Origin of the sequence: Crocosphaera sp. Alani8, from assembly GCF_038442745.1 — a bacterium.
Classification (GTDB): domain Bacteria; phylum Cyanobacteriota; class Cyanobacteriia; order Cyanobacteriales; family Microcystaceae; genus Crocosphaera.
This window is the reverse complement of record NZ_JARVCN010000110.1, coordinates 1-19,107: the sequence shown is the minus strand read 5'-3', so window position 1 is coordinate 19,107 and position 19,107 is coordinate 1. Positions and strand designations below refer to the sequence as shown.

17 protein-coding genes and 1 pseudogene are annotated in these 19,107 nt (G+C 36.5%); 13 read left to right on the top strand and 5 right to left on the bottom strand.

Annotated features, from left to right (window positions below; all coding sequences use genetic code 11):
* Positions 1-127 precede the first annotated feature (127 nt).
* The 3 genes from rsmD to P9B04_RS07840 all read right to left on the bottom strand — a co-directional run bounded on the left by rsmD (position 128) and on the right by P9B04_RS07840 (position 3,839).
* Positions 128-673: a 16S rRNA (guanine(966)-N(2))-methyltransferase RsmD gene (rsmD, locus tag P9B04_RS07850; RefSeq protein WP_342054438.1), complete on the bottom strand. Its 546-nt coding sequence runs from the start codon at positions 671-673 to the stop codon at positions 128-130.
* Positions 670-984 carry a hypothetical protein gene (locus P9B04_RS07845; RefSeq protein WP_342054437.1) on the bottom strand — a complete coding sequence of 105 codons (315 nt, stop codon included), beginning with the start codon at positions 982-984 and terminating at the stop codon, positions 670-672. The genes rsmD and P9B04_RS07845 overlap by 4 nt, the downstream gene beginning before the upstream one ends.
* A 131-nt stretch (positions 985-1,115) precedes the next feature.
* On the bottom strand, positions 1,116-3,839 hold the full coding sequence (locus P9B04_RS07840) for a valine--tRNA ligase (RefSeq protein WP_342054436.1): 2,724 nt from the start codon (positions 3,837-3,839) through the stop codon (positions 1,116-1,118).
* 192 nt (positions 3,840-4,031) lie between these two features.
* Here P9B04_RS07840 and mnmH point away from each other — a divergent pair, with 192 nt between their 5' ends.
* Positions 4,032-5,075, top strand: a complete 1,044-nt coding sequence (gene mnmH / locus P9B04_RS07835) for a tRNA 2-selenouridine(34) synthase MnmH (RefSeq protein WP_342054435.1) — start codon at positions 4,032-4,034, stop codon at positions 5,073-5,075.
* Positions 5,076-5,175: 100 nt separating this feature from the next.
* On the opposite strand, the gene P9B04_RS07830 is transcribed toward mnmH, so the two are convergent.
* Complete coding sequence (locus P9B04_RS07830; protein WP_342054434.1) at positions 5,176-6,441, bottom strand: serpin family protein; 1,266 nt, start codon at positions 6,439-6,441, stop codon at positions 5,176-5,178.
* A 256-nt stretch (positions 6,442-6,697) separates the two neighbouring features.
* On the opposite strand from P9B04_RS07830, the gene P9B04_RS07825 reads away from it, so the two are divergent.
* Both P9B04_RS07825 and P9B04_RS07820 read left to right on the top strand, forming a co-directional pair.
* Entirely contained in the window at positions 6,698-7,387 is a 690-nt protein-coding gene (locus tag P9B04_RS07825; protein ID WP_342054433.1) for a MotA/TolQ/ExbB proton channel family protein, read from the top strand.
* Between the two features lie 33 nt (positions 7,388-7,420).
* Positions 7,421-8,095, top strand: a complete 675-nt coding sequence (locus P9B04_RS07820; protein WP_342054432.1) for an ExbD/TolR family protein — start codon at positions 7,421-7,423, stop codon at positions 8,093-8,095.
* 83 nt (positions 8,096-8,178) lie between these two features.
* Here the strand turns inward: P9B04_RS07820 and P9B04_RS07815 are convergent, their stop codons facing one another.
* Complete coding sequence (locus P9B04_RS07815; RefSeq protein WP_342054431.1) at positions 8,179-8,571, bottom strand: hypothetical protein; 393 nt, start codon at positions 8,569-8,571, stop codon at positions 8,179-8,181.
* A 198-nt stretch (positions 8,572-8,769) separates the two neighbouring features.
* Here P9B04_RS07815 and P9B04_RS07810 point away from each other — a divergent pair, with 198 nt between their 5' ends.
* From P9B04_RS07810 to P9B04_RS07765, 10 genes and pseudogenes are all read left to right on the top strand, one after another.
* On the top strand, positions 8,770-9,996 hold the full coding sequence (locus P9B04_RS07810; RefSeq protein ID WP_342054430.1) for a bifunctional sterol desaturase/short chain dehydrogenase: 1,227 nt from the start codon (positions 8,770-8,772) through the stop codon (positions 9,994-9,996).
* A complete protein-coding gene (locus tag P9B04_RS07805; RefSeq protein WP_342054429.1) occupies positions 9,993-10,505 on the top strand; it encodes an adenylate kinase in 513 nt (170 codons plus the stop codon). The genes P9B04_RS07810 and P9B04_RS07805 overlap by 4 nt, the downstream gene beginning before the upstream one ends.
* A gap of 190 nt (positions 10,506-10,695) precedes the next feature.
* Complete coding sequence (locus P9B04_RS07800) at positions 10,696-12,039, top strand: ATP-binding protein (protein ID WP_342054428.1); 1,344 nt, start codon at positions 10,696-10,698, stop codon at positions 12,037-12,039.
* Complete coding sequence (locus P9B04_RS07795; RefSeq protein ID WP_342054427.1) at positions 12,026-14,290, top strand: tetratricopeptide repeat protein; 2,265 nt, start codon at positions 12,026-12,028, stop codon at positions 14,288-14,290. Before P9B04_RS07800 ends, P9B04_RS07795 begins: the two co-directional genes overlap by 14 nt.
* A gap of 1 nt (position 14,291) precedes the next feature.
* The gene (locus tag P9B04_RS07790) at positions 14,292-15,548 is read left to right on the top strand and encodes an ATP-binding protein (protein WP_342054426.1); all 1,257 of its coding nucleotides are present in this window, start codon (positions 14,292-14,294) and stop codon (positions 15,546-15,548) included.
* Positions 15,549-15,699: 151 nt separating this feature from the next.
* Positions 15,700-16,272 carry a bis(5'-nucleosyl)-tetraphosphatase (symmetrical) YqeK gene (gene yqeK / locus P9B04_RS07785; RefSeq protein ID WP_342054425.1) on the top strand — a complete coding sequence of 191 codons (573 nt, stop codon included), beginning with the start codon at positions 15,700-15,702 and terminating at the stop codon, positions 16,270-16,272.
* Positions 16,269-16,778 (top strand): gluconokinase, encoded by a 510-nt coding sequence (locus P9B04_RS07780; protein ID WP_342054424.1) that lies wholly within the window; start codon positions 16,269-16,271, stop codon positions 16,776-16,778. Before yqeK ends, P9B04_RS07780 begins: the two co-directional genes overlap by 4 nt.
* A gap of 12 nt (positions 16,779-16,790) precedes the next feature.
* Positions 16,791-17,495, top strand: a complete 705-nt coding sequence (locus P9B04_RS07775) for a Uma2 family endonuclease (RefSeq protein ID WP_342054423.1) — start codon at positions 16,791-16,793, stop codon at positions 17,493-17,495.
* Between the two features lie 69 nt (positions 17,496-17,564).
* Positions 17,565-18,272, top strand: coding sequence for a Uma2 family endonuclease (locus P9B04_RS07770; RefSeq protein WP_342054422.1), 708 nt, complete (start codon positions 17,565-17,567; stop codon positions 18,270-18,272).
* A 273-nt stretch (positions 18,273-18,545) separates the two neighbouring features.
* Positions 18,546-19,107, top strand: a pseudogene (locus tag P9B04_RS07765) (hypothetical protein); the annotation flags it as partial.

The following is a 19,107-nucleotide window of genomic DNA, read 5'->3' as shown; positions in this document are numbered from 1 at the left end:
TGAGATGACACTTTTGTGACAAGTTAGGTTTACTTAAGCTTATTGCACCACACTAAGTAGAAAACTGCTGTATTTGGGTAAAATTTTTTTGTACAAATGATCCCATTTGTTTACCGTTAAATTTTATTTATTGAGAGTTTTGGGGACAATAAAACGTTAAGCTGGTATTGCCATAATATTTTTCTCGAATTATTGTTAATCCTTTTATTCGTGTTGCTTGCCAAAATTTAGGGTTATGTTCTACAGCTATTTCTCCTTGTTCCCTCAATAAATTATAATTAACGATTAATTCTAATGCAGCTTGGTATAGTCCACTTTGATAGGGGGGATCAAAATAAATTAGATCAAATTTTTGACTCTTGAAGGTCTTTAATACTTTCAAAATATCCCCTTTGATAATATTAAACTTTTGTTGGTCATTAACTACTTTTTGCCAATTTTCGTTAATAATTTGACAAGCTTTTCCATACTTTTCAACACCAACAACAACAGAAGCATTGCGACATAATGCTTCTGCCCCCATCACCCCATTTCCTGCACACAGATCTAACCAATGACAACCCATTACTTCCCCTCGCCAAATGTTAAATAATGCTTCTCTAACCCTAGCTGAAGTGGGACGGGTTAGTTCTCCTGGTAATGTTTTTAAGAGCCGATTTCCATAAATCCTCATTCCCTATTGTTTAACTTTCCTTCTAATTCTTGAAGTTGTTCTTTCTGTGTTTCTAATTCTAATTGACGACGGGTTAAATCAAGACTTTTTGCAGTAATTTCTTGTCTCCATTGTTCAACTTTCTCTTGTTCTTTTTCTATCCATTCGGGAGTAATAACCCCATTCGTTAAATAGGTTTTAACTAAATCCATAACCCATTCTCTTGCTTCTTCAATTTCTAAAATTTCCTGATTATTGTCTAGTTTGACTAATACTAAAACTCCGTCTTCAAAACCGATAATGATCTTATTGGGTACAATTTCACCAGACATAATCTCCCAAAGATTTTGGGAGGTTTGGCTTGCCAACAATGAAAGTTCCATCTCGCCTGAGTTGGGATTCTTTTTCACTTGGGCTAGGTGTAGCATACTGGGTTACGAGGTTGGCGCGTTGGTAATCTTCGTTATTGCAGACGCTTAAGGCGTTCGCGTAGTATTTCGGCTTGTTTTTCGGCTTCTGCTAGGGAATCCCTGGCGTTTTGAACAACTTCCTTGGGGGCTTTGTTGACAAACCCTGGGTTGTTGAGTCGACCGGATAGAGATTTAATTTCAGCTTCAACTTTACCGAGATTTTTCTCTAGTTTGGCGCGAAGACTAGCAACGTCAACCACACCAGAGAGGGGAATTAGGGCTTGTATGGTTCCGACGACTCCAGCAACCACTTGTTCCGTTTGTTGTTCTAGTTGGGCTGTAATGGTTAAACTTTCTACTTTCCCTAAATCTTGGATATATTTTCGACCTGATTCTAGAATAGACCGTTCTTGTTCGCTTTCACTCTGTAAGATCACTGAAACCTTTACACCTGGTTTGATGTCTGCCTCAGCTCTCATATTTCTTAGGGTGCGTATGGTTTCAAATAGCAGGGTAAAAGAGGTTTCTAGGTGGGGGTTAATCAAAGCTTCGTCCACCGTAGGATAAGCTTGCAAAGGAATAAAGCAATCTTCACTTTGGCTGAGGGTTTGCCAGATTTCTTCGGTAACATGGGGCATAAAGGGATGGAGTAGCTTTAAGGTGCCATCGAGAATGTAGGCTAAGGTTTGTCGGGCAACATCACGGGAGGGTGTTTCTTCCCAGAGACGGGTTTTCACTAGTTCGATATACCAATCACAAAAGTCCCCCCAGATAAACTCGTACAACCCTTTGGCGGCTTCTCCTAAGCCGTAAGACTCGATATAGTCCCTTGTTTGCCTAACGGTTTGATGGAAACGTGAGAGTATCCAGCGATCGCATAATTCTAATTTATCTATTTCGGGAGTCCCTAAGCTTTGGGGGGTTTCTCCTTTGAGGTGCATCATCACAAACCTGGCGGCGTTCCAAAGTTTGTTGGCGAAGTTTCGGGAGGCTTCTACGGACTCGGATTGGTCGGTTTTGCGATCGTATTGTAGGCTAATATCTTGCCCCGCACCGGCGACTTCTCTGATTAGTGTATAACGCAGTGCATCAGTACCATATTTTTCTATTAATATCAAAGGGTCAATGCCATTATTGTAGGATTTAGACATTTTTCTTCCGGTTTCATCCCTAACTAAGCCATGAATATAGACATCTTTAAAGGGCATTTCATCGGTGAAATAACCAGCCATCATGGTCATTCTGGCTACCCAAAAGAAGATAATATCAAATCCTGTAACGAGGGTAGTGGTGGGGTAATAGGTGTTTAAGTCTGCTGCATTTTCTGGCCAACCTAATGTGGAAAACGGCCATAAACCGGAAGAGAACCAAGTGTCTAAAACATCGGGATCTTGTTGTAATTGACTGTTCTCGCCATACTCTTGTTTAGCTTTTTCTAGTGCTTCTTCTTCTGAATAAGCCACAATAAAGGGGGTGTTATCGGTAATTTCTCCTTCGGTTTCGCTGATGACGTACCAAGCGGGAATTTGATGACCCCACCATAATTGACGGGAAATACACCAGTCTTTTAGCTTAACCAACCAATCTCGATACACTTTTTTCCAGCGATCGGGAACAAAATTGGGTGAATTATTTTCGTCTAAACATTTTAAGGCTTTCTGGGATAAGGGATCGATTTTGACAAACCATTGTGTGGATAATAAGGGTTCAACAGGAACCTTACCCCGATCGCTATAAGGAACAGCATGGCTATAGTTTTCTATTTTCAGTAAAAAGCCATCTTCTTCTAACTTGTTAACAACATTTTTACGAGCTACATAACGATCTTGTCCGGCAAATATTCCTGCATTTTCGTTTAGGGTGCCATCTTTATTCATAATATTTATGAACGGCAATTGATGACGCTTTCCCATCTCGAAGTCATTGGGATCGTGAGCAGGGGTAACTTTTACACAACCTGTCCCGAATTCAGGGTCAACTAATTCATCGGCGAAAACAGGAATTTCTCGCCCAACAATGGGTAAGGTTATGGTTTTTCCGATTAAATTTTTATATCTTTCATCGTTAGGATTAACCGCAACTCCTGTATCTCCTAACATAGTTTCTGGGCGAGTGGTGGCTACTTCAACATAACCACTACCGTCGCTTAAGGGATAACGAAAGTGCCATAAATGACCATCTACTTCTTTATTTTCTACTTCTAAATCTGATACAGCAGAAAGGGACGCAGGACACCAGTTAACTAAATAATTGCCTCGATAAATTAATCCTGCTTCGTACAGTTTTACAAAGGCAGTTTTTACTGCTTTTGATAACCCTTCATCCAGGGTAAACCTTTCTCTTGACCAGTCCGCAGACAAGCCCATTTTTTTCAATTGATTAACAATTTTTCCCCCAGATTCTTGCTTCCACAACCACGCTTTTTCGAGGAATTTTTCCCGTCCAATATCATAACGGGTTAATCCTTCAGCTTTTAGCTGTTTATCTAGTATTGTATGAACTGCGATACTTGCGTGATCTGTTCCAGGGAGACAGAGGGTATTATAACCGCACATCCGATGATATCTTATCAACACATCCATGAGACAATCTTCAAACGCATGACCCATGTGGAGACTACCGGTAACGTTGGGGGGAGGAATGACGATGCAATAGGTTTCACCTTCCTTGCTGGTGTCTGCTTTAAAGACTTGATGGGTTTCCCATGCTTCTTGCCATTTGGCCTCGGTGGTTTTAGGGTCGTATTGGGTGGGTAGTTCGGGGATACTTGCGGTCATGGACAATATAAAGTAGGTTTGTACACAGTTACCTTGTTAAATTGTGCCATATTATCGGGGTTATGTTGAAGGCTCTTTTTTGAATAACCAAAAATTGCAGAATGGAGATTGAAGATTAGATAAATATAAAGTGGCAATCAGAAGGTCGAGCCATTTTACTTATAATAGAATTGAACATAAATTTAATAACCAATGAGTTTAAAGATACCGAAATTCGCACAATTTCCTTTATTAGAAGATTTTAGTGAAATTATAGACGTTAGATCAGAAAATGAGTTTGCAGAAGATCATATACCTGGAGCAGTTAATCTGCCTGTTCTTAATAATGAAGAACGGAAAAAAATTGGTACAATGTATAAGCAAATATCTTCTTTTGAGGCGAAAAAGCTAGGAGCTTCTTTAATATTTAACAATATCTCTCGGCAAATTATTCAGCATTTTCTCATCAAAAAACCTCGTTATTCTCCTCTGATTTATTGTTGGAGAGGAGGGCAAAGATCCCAAAGTTTAGCTGTTATTTTAGCTCAAATAGGTTGGTCTGTAACAGTTTTAAAAGGAGGATACAAAAACTATCGCTCTTATGTATGTCAGGAATTAAAAACTGCCCCTTTACAATTTAATTATAATATTTTAAGTGGCTTAACAGGAACAGGAAAAACTTATTTTTTACAAAGTTTAAAGCAGCAGGGTTATCAAGTTTTAGATTTAGAAGAATTAGCTAATCATCGAGGTTCTTTATTGGGGGAAAAATTTAAAAATGATATTAGATATCAACCTTCACAAAAATATTTTGACTCTTTGATATTAGAGCAACTCCAGGAATTTAATGTCAATAAACCCATTTGGGTAGAGTCGGAAAGTTATAAAATCGGTAATCTTTATTTACCAGAGATTCTATGGAAGAAAATGAAAGAGTCTCCTTTTTTTGAAATCAAGTTACCATTAGAAAAAAGGGTAGAGTTTCTTTTGCAAGAATACGAGCATTTTACCGAGAAACCCGAAATTCTTAAAGGTAAATTGCGCTATCTAAAAGCCTATTATGGATGGGATAAAATCAATGAATGGAATGATTGGATAGATCGCAAATTATGGAAAAAATTTGTACAAGATTTATTAGTAATTCATTACGATCCGGCTTATAGAAAATCATTAAAGAAAATGTCATCAAAAATTATCAAAACCGTTGAATTATCAGACTTTCGACTAGACAGTTTTATAGATAACATCGTCAAGTAATATTGTTTCTTTCCTTGCCTCGTCAATATGATTATCTTCTTTCTAAAGTGGATTTACTATCAACGCCTAACTCGCTTTCAACATCGTTTATTTGCTTATTCTAAGGTTCAAAAATCATCCCTATAAATAAAATATTTCCTGTTTGATTATCTCGAATAATAGACAAAAAAGGACGGTTAATAGCCAAAGAAAATTCTTCTTTTTGATTTTTGGCTGATGTCGTTTTAATCAACGAACTATCTTGAGAAGGGTTAGTTATACCTGATTCGTTAACTGTTATAATTGCTTGGTGTTTTATGCCATTGATATAAGTAGCGTCGGAACTCAAGTCAGAAAACTCTGCTTTGCTAGAATCAAACATAGTTGAAAAGCCCAAATTTTTTAAGGAGTTAGTCAAATCTACTTCGCTATTTAGACGAAAGCGAGGTAACTCCACTAGTCCGTGACTTCTGCGGAATTTATAGATCAACTTGGTTAATTTCTTGGCTGTGATTTCTTCAACAATATTAGATAAACTGTTTTCTTGTTTTGCTAAGAATAAATATAAACTAAAACGTCCATCACCGTAAGGAAGTTCTACTGCTTTTAGTTGGGGAGTTTCTAAATAGTTATAAATTCCTTTTCGGGACATAAATGGATAATTTTTAATAGATTTGTCCGCTAAATAAAAAGGTTTATCCTTGGTTAAATTGCGGTCAAAACCCATTTGCCAGAGTCCTTGAAAAGAAGCAGTGTTAGTTAAGAAAAGCACATCATCTGCTTGAGTTAAACCCATAACAGGGTTCATGGTTGCTTGGATTTCCTCCCTTACCGAACGGTTCATTATACCTCTAGCTTCAGAACTAGAAAAATCTAAATTAGTAATCTTAGCTCGATAATAACTGCGACTATTTTTATGAAAATGATAACGAAAAGAAAACCCTTCTCTGGCCCAGAGGAAATTATTAAAAATTAGGTTACTAGAAACTTCGTGATTGTTTAAGTCGTCGTATAGAGTTCGATTAGCGCGGTTAAGGGTGTTGCCACTGACATTTCTGAGGTTTAATCCTTCGGCAATTTCTCGCTGAGTTGTCCCTGTGGCACCATTGTAGAGCATGGATAGTGTCAGGGCGATGCTGGTAGGAGAAATTAAGATGTTTTCCTCTTCTTGACTTTCGGTCAGAGTGGAGAATAGTTTAAAACCAAATTGTACTTGTGCATCAACTAAATTCCTTTTTTTTAGGGTTGGTTGAGGAAAAATCGTTCTCGGGGAAACTTCTCGTAACCCTTGAACGTCTTTAAAAGCATCAAAAAAATACGGTTTTGAGATAGCGATCACACTACTCAAGCAACAAATAGAAAGAACGCCAACTGTAGCTTTCGTCATCTTTAGAGTTCTCATCACCATCTATCCTATTTACAATACAGCAGTGTTCGTTTTGGTGAGGTTGAAGAACCCCGTTCCTCCAAGATTAAATACATAGGTATTGCTTGCTTGGATTTCTATGTTGCTAAATAAACAATGTCCCCTTTTTTGAGGATATAATTGATTCCTAAACATGAATCTCATAAATTGTAAATAAATCATTACAACTGTTAATCTGTCTTTCTATGGGGATCAGCAACGGAGGTTAAGCAAAACTGTGAATATTCAAGAGATTATGACAAAAGGCGGCCCGGCTATGTGGCCTTTGCTAATTTTGTCCGTATTAGCTTTAAGTACCATTATTGAACGTTCCTTGTTTTGGATACAGTTTCTACTCAAAGAAGGAAAAATTGTCAATCGAGTCTTAGAAGTGGCAGTTAACAACTGGGATGCCGCTCCTAAAGTAGCTAAAGAGCATAGTAAGCATCCGATGGGGGGTTTCCTCTACGGACCTCTCAGTTTGGTAGACCCTGACCCGGAAGTGTTCCACTTAGCCCTAGAATCCGCAGCCGATGACGAACTAGCTTTGATGAAACGAGGGGATAAAGTATTAGAAGCAGTTATCGCACTATCTCCTCTGTTGGGACTACTGGGGACAGTATTGGGACTGATTACCTCCCTAGGAGACATCCAAATTAGCGACCTTGGCACCTCCTCCACCACAGGTGTTACCCTGGGTATCGGGGAAGCTCTTATTTCAACTGCTACGGGATTGATTGTTGCCATTATCAGTTTGACCTTTTATCGCATTTTCCAGTCCCTTTGGTCGAATCAGGTAAGGGTATTTCGTAAAGCTGGTAGTGAGTTAGAAGTGATTTATCGTCAACGCTGGTTGGACAGCAACGGAAATCCCTCTGCCTATTCCGGCGGCACTCCCTCAAAGTTTACAGAGACTTTCGACGAATAATCTTAATATACCCATTTTCTTAAATATTGACCTATGACTGCTAGTAATGCTCCTCAGAAAAAAGCTTCTAATTCCTCGGTTTATTCTCGACCCCTAAAATTGTGGCAAGACAATTCTTCCCAGCAGGAAGTACGCATCGAAATTTTACCGATGATCGATGTAATCTTCTGTATTTTGACCTTTTTTATCCTCGGTGCTGTGGGTTTGTCCCGTCAGCAGGCCATCAGCCTAGATTTACCCAAAGCAGCATCAGGAACCCCCCAAATGCGGGAGATGTTGGTGGTCAGTTTGGACGATTTTGGTCAAGTTTACGTCGAGAAACAATTAGTTACTCGTAATCAATTGTTCAATCAGATTAAGAGCTATCATCAATTAAACCCCGAAGGCTTAATGGTGCTTCATGCTTCTAGAAACGCAACTTATAACGAAGTGATTCAAGTTTTGGATATGTTGCGAGAAGTGGGGGGCGATCGCGTTGCTCTAGCTACCCTGCCTGGGGAAAATGAAGCGAGTCCTGGTGGTTGGAATGATCCGAGTTTAACCCCCTTACCGTCGCAAAACAGCATACCAGGAGGCTATCCTAGTGGTTTTCCTTCAACCCAACCCAATAATCCTGCTAATAATTTAGGTAATTATCCGACTAATCCTTTACTTCCTTCTCAACCCAACGGATCAGGTATTCCTCAAACCACTACGCCTAATAATTAGCCTTTAACAGAAAAATTTAATTTCTTCAGAGGCTCCTCACATAACAAACTTTTCTCGCCCCTTTTGCTTCTTGCTTTGCCCTCTCAAGGCATCATCCGACAAGCTAGTAACTGCTCTTCTAAAGCCGCAATGCGATTGTAAGCAGCGGTTAGCTGTGCCGTTAATCTTCTAACCTGGAGATCGGTGGTTAATAAAGGTTCTTCTTCAGGAGCGATTAAAGTGTGCGTATCGCTATCATCGAGTAAGATATCTTTATGTTCCATCACCGAGTGATAATGACTCGTTTTGGGTACACTGGGGGGAATCGAAGGAGACGTGCTTGCTATAGATTGGGGTTGAATTGGTAATTTTTCGTTAACCACTGCTTCACTGTGTAAGTGAGATGTCCCCATCTGTAGGGTAAGCTGTTCAACAATATGATTAAGTTGCGTAACTTTCTGATTAAGTTCGTTAATTTGTTGTTGTAGCCCGTCCATAAGAATGCCCATCACTAAAAACTGTGCTACTTTTAATCCTAGAATTACCTGAGACAGATAGTTATAGATTCCTGATTCATTTAACGATTAGTTAAATACTCTTCATTAAGCAACAATACCCTAAAAGATATTACACTAATATTTGAAAGCTTTTTTATCTTTAATCCTAACAATAAAAAAGAACAAATTGATTGATTTATGGTGAATAATTTAATTGTTGCTTTTATTCTGATCGTTACTACCATTCTTTGGGTAGAGATTGTTCGAGACTGTTACCATGTCCTATCACATTCCTGGCAACCTTTATATCGTCTTCACGGTTGGCACCATCGGGTATTTCGTCGAGATTTGACCCCCATCAGCGAGGATATTTATCGTAAGGCACACTGGTACAATGATGTACCGGAAGCTTTAGTGATGCTCCTTCTAAGCTTAATTCCTGGGCTTCTTTGCTACTACTATAACATTTCCTCTGCTTGGTTAGGTTGGTCTGGTTCCATTTACACCTTAACCTTTTTAGGGGGAGCGATCGCCAGAGGTTTTGGAATTCCTTATATCGACGAATTAACCGATATTACCCATCGTCCAGGGGAATTTAAGACACTTCCTAATCCTTGGTTTGTCAATCGTCCTTATCATTGGCGGCATCATTTTGACGACCAAAAGGCTTATTATTGTGGGACATTAACCCTAGTGGATAAAATTATGGGAACCGCTTTATCTCTCAAAGGAAAGACAGTTGCAGTCACTGGTGCATCGGGAACGCTAGGTTTAGCTTTGCTAAAAGAGTTACACCTAAATGGAGCCAAAGTTATTGCTTTTACGTCTCAACATAAAACAATTAATGTAGAGGTTGATAATCAATTTCTCCCTATTAAAACTTTAACCTGGAAAGTAGGAAGGGAAAGCGAGTTAATAGATGAATTTAGCAAAATAGATATTCTGATTATTAATCATGGCATAAATGTTCATGGAAGTAGGGATCAAAAATCTATTATTAATTCTTACGAAGTTAATACTTTTTCTGGTTGGCGGTTGATGGAAACTTTCTTTCAAACCATTAAAACTAACAAAGATAAGGTGTGTAAAGAAGTTTGGATTAATACTTCAGAAGCAGAGGTAAACCCGGCAGTTAGTCCCCTTTATGAACTCACTAAAAGGACTTGGGGAGACTTAATTACCTTGAGGCGTTTAGATGCGCCTTGTGTGGTTAGAAAATTAATTTTAGGACCATTTAAAAGTAATTTGAATCCCATTGGCGTTATGTCAGCAGATTGGGTAGCTAAGCAAATTATTAAGGGAGCAAAATCGGATATTCGGAACATTATTGTTACCATTAATCCTATTACTTTTCTTGCTTTTCCTATCAAAGAGTTTTGTCAAAGTTTATACTTTAATTGGTTTACAAGTTCTGTAAAAGAATGAAAAAAGTAGCAGTATTCGGTAATACTGGTGGGGGTAAATCTACTTTGAGTAGGAAGTTGTCTGAGATAACAAATTTACCCCTTTACGTATTGGATAAAATTCAATATCAACCTGGGGGATTTCAAGTTCCTTATGAGGAATATAAAAGTATTCATGAGGAAATTGTCAACAAAGATGAGTGGGTTATCGATGGTTTCGGTTCTCTGGAAACCATTTGGTTACGACTGGGGAAAGCGGATACTTTAGTATATATTGATTTGCCCTTGTCTGTTCATTTTTGGTGGGTGACAAAACGGTTTATTACAGGTTTTTTTGATCCCCCAAAAGGTTGGCCAGAAAATAGTCCTTTATGGAAAAGTTCAATGCAAAGTTATAAAAATCTCTGGTTATGTCATCAGCGTTTAACGCCTAAATATCGGGAATATGTTTTAGAAGCAGAAAAAACTAAAAAAGTTTATCATTTAAAATCAACTAAAGATATTAAAATTTTTTTTGAATTAATTGCTTAAATTTGTCTTACTTTTTTTATACAATCTTATTCCTCGATAATAAATAAAACATCAAATAGAATTAGCTGTTGTTGGTTTGAGGACAGAAACCCAACTCAAATATCAACAAAATGTTAAGTGATGATCAGTATTATGATTTAAACTTGACATAATGTTTTATAATATGTTAAGGCGAGCAAACAATTGATTTATGAATAGAACTAATCGTGCCAAAAATCTTAAAGAAGCTTACCAAGTTTGTAATCTTGATCCCTTAAAGGGTGAAACGATAAAACTATATTATGTTGATTTATCAAAAGTTCGCAATACCAAAGCTATCGCTCAAGTTGATACAATTCTTGATTTTAAGAAACCTGAAGAATTTACAACCATTTTATTTACAGGTCATCGCGGCTGTGGAAAAAGCACCGAATTAAGAAGAATTGAGGAAAGATGGCAAGAAAAATATTTTATTGTTTATTTAGAAACCGACCGAGAAATTGATATTCAAGATGCTCGTTACATAGATTTATACTTAGTATTGATTAAACAAATTGAATATGAAATTAGACAACGAGGAATCAAGTTTAATGATGAACTTCTAAGTAATTTTGAAGCTTGGTTTAAAGAAATTACACAAGAGACAGAGGAAACCGTTGAAAAATCGGTGAGTATGTCAGGAACTTTAGATGTGAACTCCTCTCCTTTTCCAATTCCTTTTGTAGCTAAGTTATTAGTTAAATTATTAGCCCAAATTAAAGGCTCTGATAAACGGAAAACAACAATTCGTCAAACCTTAGAACAAGATATTTCTCGCTTGCAAGCTGATGTGAATTTTTTGTTAGATGATGGGTTTAAAAAAATACAGCACAAATTTCCTCAATACCAAGGATTTTTAGTAATATTCGACAATTTGGACTTAGTAACACCAGGAGTAGGGGATCATTTATTTTTTGATTATGCAGCACAGTTACAAGCCTTGAGATGTAATATTATTTATACTGTTCCAATTTCTGCCATCTATTCAGCGAAAAGAATCAATAACTTTTTCGATAATTCTAATATTGTTCCGATGATTAATATATACAATTTACAGCGAGATGAAGCGGATTTATCCTATCAGGAAGAAGCGTTAAAAGCTGTTGCTGAGTTAATTAAAGTTAGAGTTAATATTGAGGATGTTTTTGCTGATGAAGAAGATTTATTAAGTCTAGCTAAAGCAAGTGGCGGTCATGTTAGACAATTGATGCAAATGATGAGAACTGCTATTATCTCTGCGGATTCAAAAGGTAGCCCTAAAATTGATAGTGAAGACGTACAAATCGCAATCAAACGAGTACAGTTCGATTTTGAAAGAACCATTCCTGATGAGCATTATATTTACTTAGCAAATGTCTATTTAAAAAAAGAGATTAATAACAATCAAATTGGCCAAGATATGTTATTTAATACTTCCGCATTAGAATATAATGGTAGTGATAGATGGAACTATATTAATCCAGTTGTCAAGTACATTGAAGCTTTTAAAAAAGCATTAGAAAATGTTAGAAAATAACTCATTATCTATTTTAAAAGTTAGTTCATTTTTAGCGAACAATGAAGATAATTTAGCTGAATTATCGACTTTCATTGATTTCTCTGAAGGGTTAACGATTGGTTTTATAGAAGTTAACAGTAATCAAGAAAATGAGTGGATAATTGATAGTTTAATGAGTAACTATCGAATGCAAAATATACAATTTATGGTTTTAAATATAGATGATTCTCAGGTACGTTTTCTATTAGATGAAATCTTAAACTATTTATCTAAAAATCCTCCTTTAGAAGATAAAAAGCAAGTGATAATTATCAAAGGGTTAGAAAACTCTATTGGACTTAATGATTATCCCCCTGTTTTACAAAATCTCAATTTTGTGAGGAATTCTTTTACTTATGATGTCCCTTATCCCATACTATTTTGCTTACCGCACGAAACGATTACTAGATTTGCTAGATTTGCTCCTGATTTTTGGGCTTGGAAATCAGGAATTTTTAAGTTTGACTCTATACCAGAAGAAAAAAATATTGATCATAAATTTTTGAGTGTTGATCGGGTTATTGAGAGAGATAAAGTCTCAGAAACAAAAAAAAGAGTTGATTTATTGACTCGACTGTTTAGAGAATATTCAGCCAAAGAAAATATCCCTATGATGGTGACAGCTTTACAGCAATTAGGTGTTGCCCATTATCGTAGAGAAGAGTTACAAGAAGCGGAAGAATCTTTACTAGAAGCTTTAAATTTAAGTGTTCAAAGAGAGTCATTAGAGCCAACCAAAATAGTTATTCTTGAGATGTTAGGTGATGTATATAGAAAGGGGAAAAAATATCAAGAAGCAGAAACAATTTATCAACAAGCTTTGAATTTTTATTCTGAGCAAAGATATCGTCAAAATTGGGCTAGAATTCATAATAGTTTAGGAAATGTTTATCTAAACAAAAATCAAGGCAGCAAAGCTGATAATTTAGAAGCCGCGATCGCTGCTTATGAGAGGTCATTAGAAGTTTATACTCGTGACGCTTTTCCTCAAGATTGGGCCATGACACAAAATAATCTGGGGATTGCTTATAGGAATCGTCTTCGAGAGGAACGCGGCGATAATTTAGAACAGGCGATCGCAGCTTATCAGAGGTCTTTAGAAGTATATACCCGTGACGCTTTTCCTCAAGATTGGGCCATGACACAAAATAATCTGGGGATTGCTTATAGGAATCGTCTTCGAGAGGAACGCGGCGATAATTTAGAACAGGCGATCGCAGCTTATCAGAGGTCTTTAGAAGTATATACCCATGACGCTTTTCCTCAAGATTGGGCACAAACACAAAATAATCTGGGGGCTGCTTATTATAGTCGCATCCGAGGAGAAAGGGCCGATAATTTAGAACGGGCAATCGCATATTATGAGAGCTCTTTAGAAGTATGTACCAGTGACGCTTTTCCTCAAGATTGGGCACAAACACAAAATAATCTGGGGGTTGCTTATTATAGTCGCATCCGAGGGGAAAGGGCCGACAATTTAGAAGAGGCTATCTTTTGTTATCGACAGGCCTTGAAAATTCTTACTTTTAAGAGTTTTCCCCTGGACTGGGCGCAAACACAAAGTAATCTGGCCAATGCTTATATTAAGCGTATTTTAGGAGAAAAGATAGACAATCTGAACCAAGCGATTACCTGTTACCAAAACGCCTTAAAAGTTTATCCTTCTGACTATTTTCCCGATTATTACGCACAGATACAATATAATTTAGCCAATAGCCTGAGAGAACGTTTCCCACTGCTTAAGAACCGCAAAGATATTGAACAGGCCATAATCGCTTATGAACAAGCAAAACATATCTTTGAAAAAACCGACGACCAAGACTTAATCTTTGATAGTTACTATCAGTTAGGCCAAGCTTTTTTTGAGGGAGGATATTACACCCAAGCAATTGAGCATTTACAAAGCTGTCACCAAACCTATCTAAAAAAAAGAGATATTCCACATCTAGCGCCCATTTTATTTGAACTTGCCCGTCTTTATCATCGCATCGGCAGACTAGAACAAGGGAGACTTTATTTTAAAGATTCTCTGCGTCTCTTTCATCGTTTAGGGGACAAGGAAAACGCCTACTCTGTTACCGTTGCCCTGGGTAACTTAGAAATTCAAAGTGGAAAAATTGAACAAGCTTATAACCATTTAAAAGAGGCACAAAACTATTATGAAAACCACCCATATTCTAAACGAATCGATGAAATCAATCAACTATTAGAAACACTACAATCTAGCTAAAATGTCAAGACTAGGAAAACATAATCTAAGACTAAAAGAATGGGGACTAAAAGAAAATCCTTTTCGTACGACTCCCCTGGATAATCCTGAAGAGTTAGCACAGATTTTTTATGGACGGGATCAAGTTTTGGACATTGCTATTCCCACCCTTTATGAAGGTCGAAATATTTTAATTAGGGGTGCATGGGGTATCGGGAAAACTGCCTTAATTTTTAACTTAATTAATCAATTACAGCAGGAAGTTGCTACCATTGGTGAAAAAATGTTAGTGCTGTATTTGAGCAGTATTCCTGGGGATAGTCCCAATGAGTTTTACCGTGCTTTATTACTGGGTATTGCCGATAGTTTAGCGGAGGAAGATGCAGAAGCAAGAGAAATAGCTACCACTTTACTTGGTTATTCTATTCAAAGAACAAAAACCGCCACAGAAGGACAAGTTAAAATCGTGTTTTTATCCTTTGGGAGAAGACAAGAATCTCCCTCAAATCAAGTGAATCCTACTGATAATATTGATGCTTATCCTTTACTAATTCGGTTATTGAACAGAGCAGAAACTATTTATTCCCGTATTGTTATCGCTATTGATGATTTTGACAAAAAAGATCCTATCGTTGTACAAACCATCCTAGAAAGTAGTTTAGATTTGTTTCGCATGGGCAAACATCGAGGCTTTATCATGACAGGAAGAGGGTTCACTGAGTTACAAGAAGCTACCCTAAAAGTTCTGGGAATTTTCTCTGAAGATATTCCCCTAGAACCCATGAGTCAGGATGATTTAAAACACATCGTTATTAATTACCTCAATAGCGTTAGATACGAACAAAGAAACGATACCTATCCTTTCACAGATGAAGTAATTGACTTAATTACAAAATATGCACAAGGAATTCCCAGACAACTGAATTTGATTTGCGAGAAAGTTTTAAGAAAAGCTGCATCTAACGATGAAAAAATTATTGATAAAAAAGCTTTTAATTTTATTTGGCAAACCATGCAACAAGAATTTACCCATCAATTAAGTCCACAGTTACGTCATCTATTATATGTAGCTTATGAAGCAGGAGGAATAAGCGAAAATATCTCCGATCGCACCTTAGATAAACTCAACGCACTCACCTTTGTAGAAGTGTTACCCCAACTGAAAACAATGGAAGAACAAGGGTTAGTAATTCGCCAAGAAGATGAAAAGGGATTTCGCTTTTCTCCTTCACCACTATTTGAACCTAAATTAATTGCTGAAGCTGAATCTGAGTCATAACAGTTATCAGTTATCAGTTACCAGTTGTAGCTTTTATCGGACTCATGAAGTACACCTAACTCCTGCCCCCTGCCCCCTGCCTCCTGCCTCAAAGCGATCACCTCTGTACCTTACAAGTATGAGAAATGCTATATCGGTTTTTTAAATAATTATGAGAGAAAAAGTTATTGATTGGTTAAAAAAGAATGTTTCTGAACATCGTTTGCAACACATTTTAGGTGTGGAAAAGATGTGTGAACAATTAGCAATTAACCATAAAATTGACCCTAAAAAAGCTGCCCAAGCAGGATTAATGCACGATTTAGCTAAGTTTTTTCCTTCTCCCAAACTATTAGCAATGGCAAAAAAAGAATATAAGGAAATTGATTCAGTTTGTTTATCAAATCCCCATCTTTTACACGCAGATGTGAGTGCGATAGTTGCTAGGGAGACTTTTGGGGTAACAGATCAAGAGATTTTAGATGCAATTTCTAACCATACTTTAGGAAATCCTGAGATGAGTAAACTTAGTTGTATTGTATTTATTGCTGATGCTTTAGAACCCAATAGAGGAGACAGTGCAGAACTAGAAAAAATGCGTCAATTGAGTTTGAATAATCTTTATAAAAGTGTGCAACAAACTTGTGAATATTCCCTACAATATCTAATCAAACACAATAAAACCATTCACCCTAGAGCAATTTTAACCCGCAATTGGGCATTACATAAAGCTAGAAAACAATGATTTATTTAATTATGGGAGTATCGGGATCGGGAAAGACAACAATAGGTAAAGCATTAAGTCAAGAATTAGGCTATGCTTTCTACGACGCTGATTATTTTCACCCTCCAGAAAACATTGCTAAAATGCGTCAAGGTATTGCTTTAAATGACAGCGATCGCTTACCTTGGTTACTTGCTATAAAATCGATTATTAATAAACACCAAAATACACAAAAAAATGCTGTCATTACTTGTTCAGCATTAAAACAATCATACCGAAACCTATTACAAGAGAACACAATAAATATGATTTTTATCTATTTAAAAGGAACTTACGATACTATCCTACAAAGGTTACAACACAGATCAGAACATTTTATGAAAGAAAATATGTTAGTGTCTCAATTTGAAGCATTAGAAGAACCTGACAATGCTATTATCATGGATATTAATTTATCCGTTGAAAAAATTGTACAGCAAATTATCAATCAAACTTACGTTACAATAGAAAGTAACATGAAGCATTAAAATATCTTCGTAATGATTACCACTTCAAACCCATCTGAAGCAACAACAGAACCAAACGATGAGATAATTTTTCCTCAAGGAGAATTTTGGAGTGATGAACCCCCCTTGGAAACATATTTACACTTAACTCAGATTATTTTATTACTAAAATCTTTGCAGTGGTTATGGCAAGATAGAGAGGACTATTTTGCAGCAGGAAATCTGACTATATATTATAGTCCTCAACAGAAAAAATCAGAATACTTTAGGGGCCCAGATTTTTTTGTCGTGTTGGGAACAAAAAGCAATGAAAAGCGCAAAAGTTGGGTAGTCTGGGAAGAAGGGGGAAAATATCCCAATGTGATTGTTGAGATTTTATCAGATAGTACCGCAGCAACAGATCGGGAAGAGAAAAAACAGATTTATCAAGATACATTTAGAACCCCTGATTATTTCTGGTTTGATCCTTATACATTAGAGTTTCAAGGGTTTACTTTAATCAGTGGAAAATATCAACCCATTGAACCCAACCAAGAGGGATGGTTATGGAGTGAACAATTACAATTATATTTAGGAATTGATGAAGATAAGTTAAGATACTTTACGTCAGAAGGTGAATTAGTACCAAGTCCAGAAGAAGCAGCGAGTCAAGAAAGACAACAGAAGGAGTTAGCTTTACAAAAAATTGAAGAATTACAGAAAAAACTGAGGGAATTAGGGGTTAACCTAGATGAGTAAATTAGGTTTAACCTTTATAAAATGTGATCGCTAAACTAATATTATCATCAGTAATCAAAACAGGACCCTATGACTGTTATTCAAACTCCCTCCACTACCAATAAACAAACCAACCATGAGATAATTTTTCCTCAAGGAGAATTTTGGAGTGATGAACCCCCCTTGGAAACATATTTACACTTAACTCAGATTATTTTATTACTAAAATCTTTGCAGTGGTTATGGCAAGATAGAGAGGACTATTTTGCAGCAGGAAATCTGACTATATATTATAGTCCTCAACAGAAAAAATCAGAATACTTTAGGGGCCCAGATTTTTTTGTCGTGTTGGGAACAAAAAGCAATGAAAAGCGCAAAAGTTGGGTAGTCTGGGAAGAAGGGGGAAAATATCCCAATGTGATTGTTGAGATTTTATCAGATAGTACCGCAGCAACAGATCGGGAAGAGAAAAAACAGATTTATCAAGATACATTTAGAACCCCTGATTATTTCTGGTTTGATCCTTATACATTAGAGTTTCAAGGGTTTACTTTAATCAGTGGAAAATATCAACCCATTGAACCCAACCAAGAGGGATGGTTATGGAGTGAACAATTACAATTATATTTAGGAATTGATGAAGATAAGTTAAGATACTTTACGTCAGAAGGTGAATTAGTACCAAGTCCAGAAGAAGCAGCGAGTCAAGAAAGACAACAGAAGGAGTTAGCTTTACAAAAAATTGAAGAATTACAAGCAAAACTCAGAGAATTAGGTATTAATTCTGACGACATCTAGCTGAAAATTTGATGATTTACATAAGTTACTTTACATCAATTTGATAACAAAATATGGATTAATATTTTATTTTCTTTACAATTAATATTTATTCTTAATGCTTAATTATCTATATGATAGCAGTTTTAAGCTATACTGAACTTACATTAAAAGTTGGAATTAACACATAAATATCAGGAATTAAAGAAATTTGTAGCTAATTTTTCCATTTAATTAATCCGTTTCAGATTCAACATAATTAACTTGTTGTTCATCTACATTGAGGGAAACTTTATGATTAGCAATGTTCATATTACTCAAGATATTAATCTGCAAAGATTGGAAGAATTACAAATTCATTTGTGGGGAAAAATTCAACCTCACGGTGTGTTATTTGTTATCGACGAGTTCGATTTAAGAATAGTTCAAACTAGCAATAACACCAAACAATTTTTGGGCATTACACCAGAAGAAATTGTCAACCTAAGCTTAGATGACGTTTTTGATAGTTTTCAAATTGAACAATTAAAAACAGGGTTAGAAAGTAATAACCTAGATTTTATTAATCCTACCAAACTTTGGGCAAGGGTTGATGGAGATAATTATGTTATTTTTGATGGTGTATTTCATCGGAACAGTGAAGGATTCTTGATTTTAGAATTAGAACCCTATTTAGGGTTACATTATCCTGCTTCTGATATTCCCTTACCCGCAAGAAGACTATTTACTTCTAACTACATACGTTTAATTCCCGACGCAAAAGCAAGCGGAGTTGATTTATTTCCTAAGTTACATCCCCTCAATAATGAAGCTTCTCAAAAAGTCTGGGGGGACTCGCCGAAAGTTAGGGGACAAA

Bases quoted from the DNA above. Each gene is read 5' to 3' on its own strand.
- rsmD (WP_342054438.1), bottom strand. From the start codon at position 673: ATGAGGATTTATGGAAATCGGCTCTTAAAAACATTACCAGGAGAACTA.
- P9B04_RS07845 (WP_342054437.1), bottom strand. From the start codon at position 984: ATGTCTGGTGAAATTGTACCCAATAAGATCATTATCGGTTTTGAAGAC.
- P9B04_RS07840 (WP_342054436.1), bottom strand. From the start codon at position 3,839: ATGACCGCAAGTATCCCCGAACTACCCACCCAATACGACCCTAAAACC.
- mnmH (WP_342054435.1), top strand. From the start codon at position 4,032: ATGAGTTTAAAGATACCGAAATTCGCACAATTTCCTTTATTAGAAGAT.
- P9B04_RS07830 (WP_342054434.1), bottom strand. From the start codon at position 6,441: ATGACGAAAGCTACAGTTGGCGTTCTTTCTATTTGTTGCTTGAGTAGT.
- P9B04_RS07820 (WP_342054432.1), top strand. From the start codon at position 7,421: ATGACTGCTAGTAATGCTCCTCAGAAAAAAGCTTCTAATTCCTCGGTT.
- P9B04_RS07815 (WP_342054431.1), bottom strand. From the start codon at position 8,571: ATGGACGGGCTACAACAACAAATTAACGAACTTAATCAGAAAGTTACG.
- P9B04_RS07810 (WP_342054430.1), top strand. From the start codon at position 8,770: ATGGTGAATAATTTAATTGTTGCTTTTATTCTGATCGTTACTACCATT.
- P9B04_RS07805 (WP_342054429.1), top strand. From the start codon at position 9,993: ATGAAAAAAGTAGCAGTATTCGGTAATACTGGTGGGGGTAAATCTACT.
- P9B04_RS07800 (WP_342054428.1), top strand. From the start codon at position 10,696: ATGAATAGAACTAATCGTGCCAAAAATCTTAAAGAAGCTTACCAAGTT.
- P9B04_RS07795 (WP_342054427.1), top strand. From the start codon at position 12,026: ATGTTAGAAAATAACTCATTATCTATTTTAAAAGTTAGTTCATTTTTA.
- P9B04_RS07790 (WP_342054426.1), top strand. From the start codon at position 14,292: ATGTCAAGACTAGGAAAACATAATCTAAGACTAAAAGAATGGGGACTA.
- yqeK (WP_342054425.1), top strand. From the start codon at position 15,700: ATGAGAGAAAAAGTTATTGATTGGTTAAAAAAGAATGTTTCTGAACAT.
- P9B04_RS07780 (WP_342054424.1), top strand. From the start codon at position 16,269: ATGATTTATTTAATTATGGGAGTATCGGGATCGGGAAAGACAACAATA.
- P9B04_RS07775 (WP_342054423.1), top strand. From the start codon at position 16,791: ATGATTACCACTTCAAACCCATCTGAAGCAACAACAGAACCAAACGAT.
- P9B04_RS07770 (WP_342054422.1), top strand. From the start codon at position 17,565: ATGACTGTTATTCAAACTCCCTCCACTACCAATAAACAAACCAACCAT.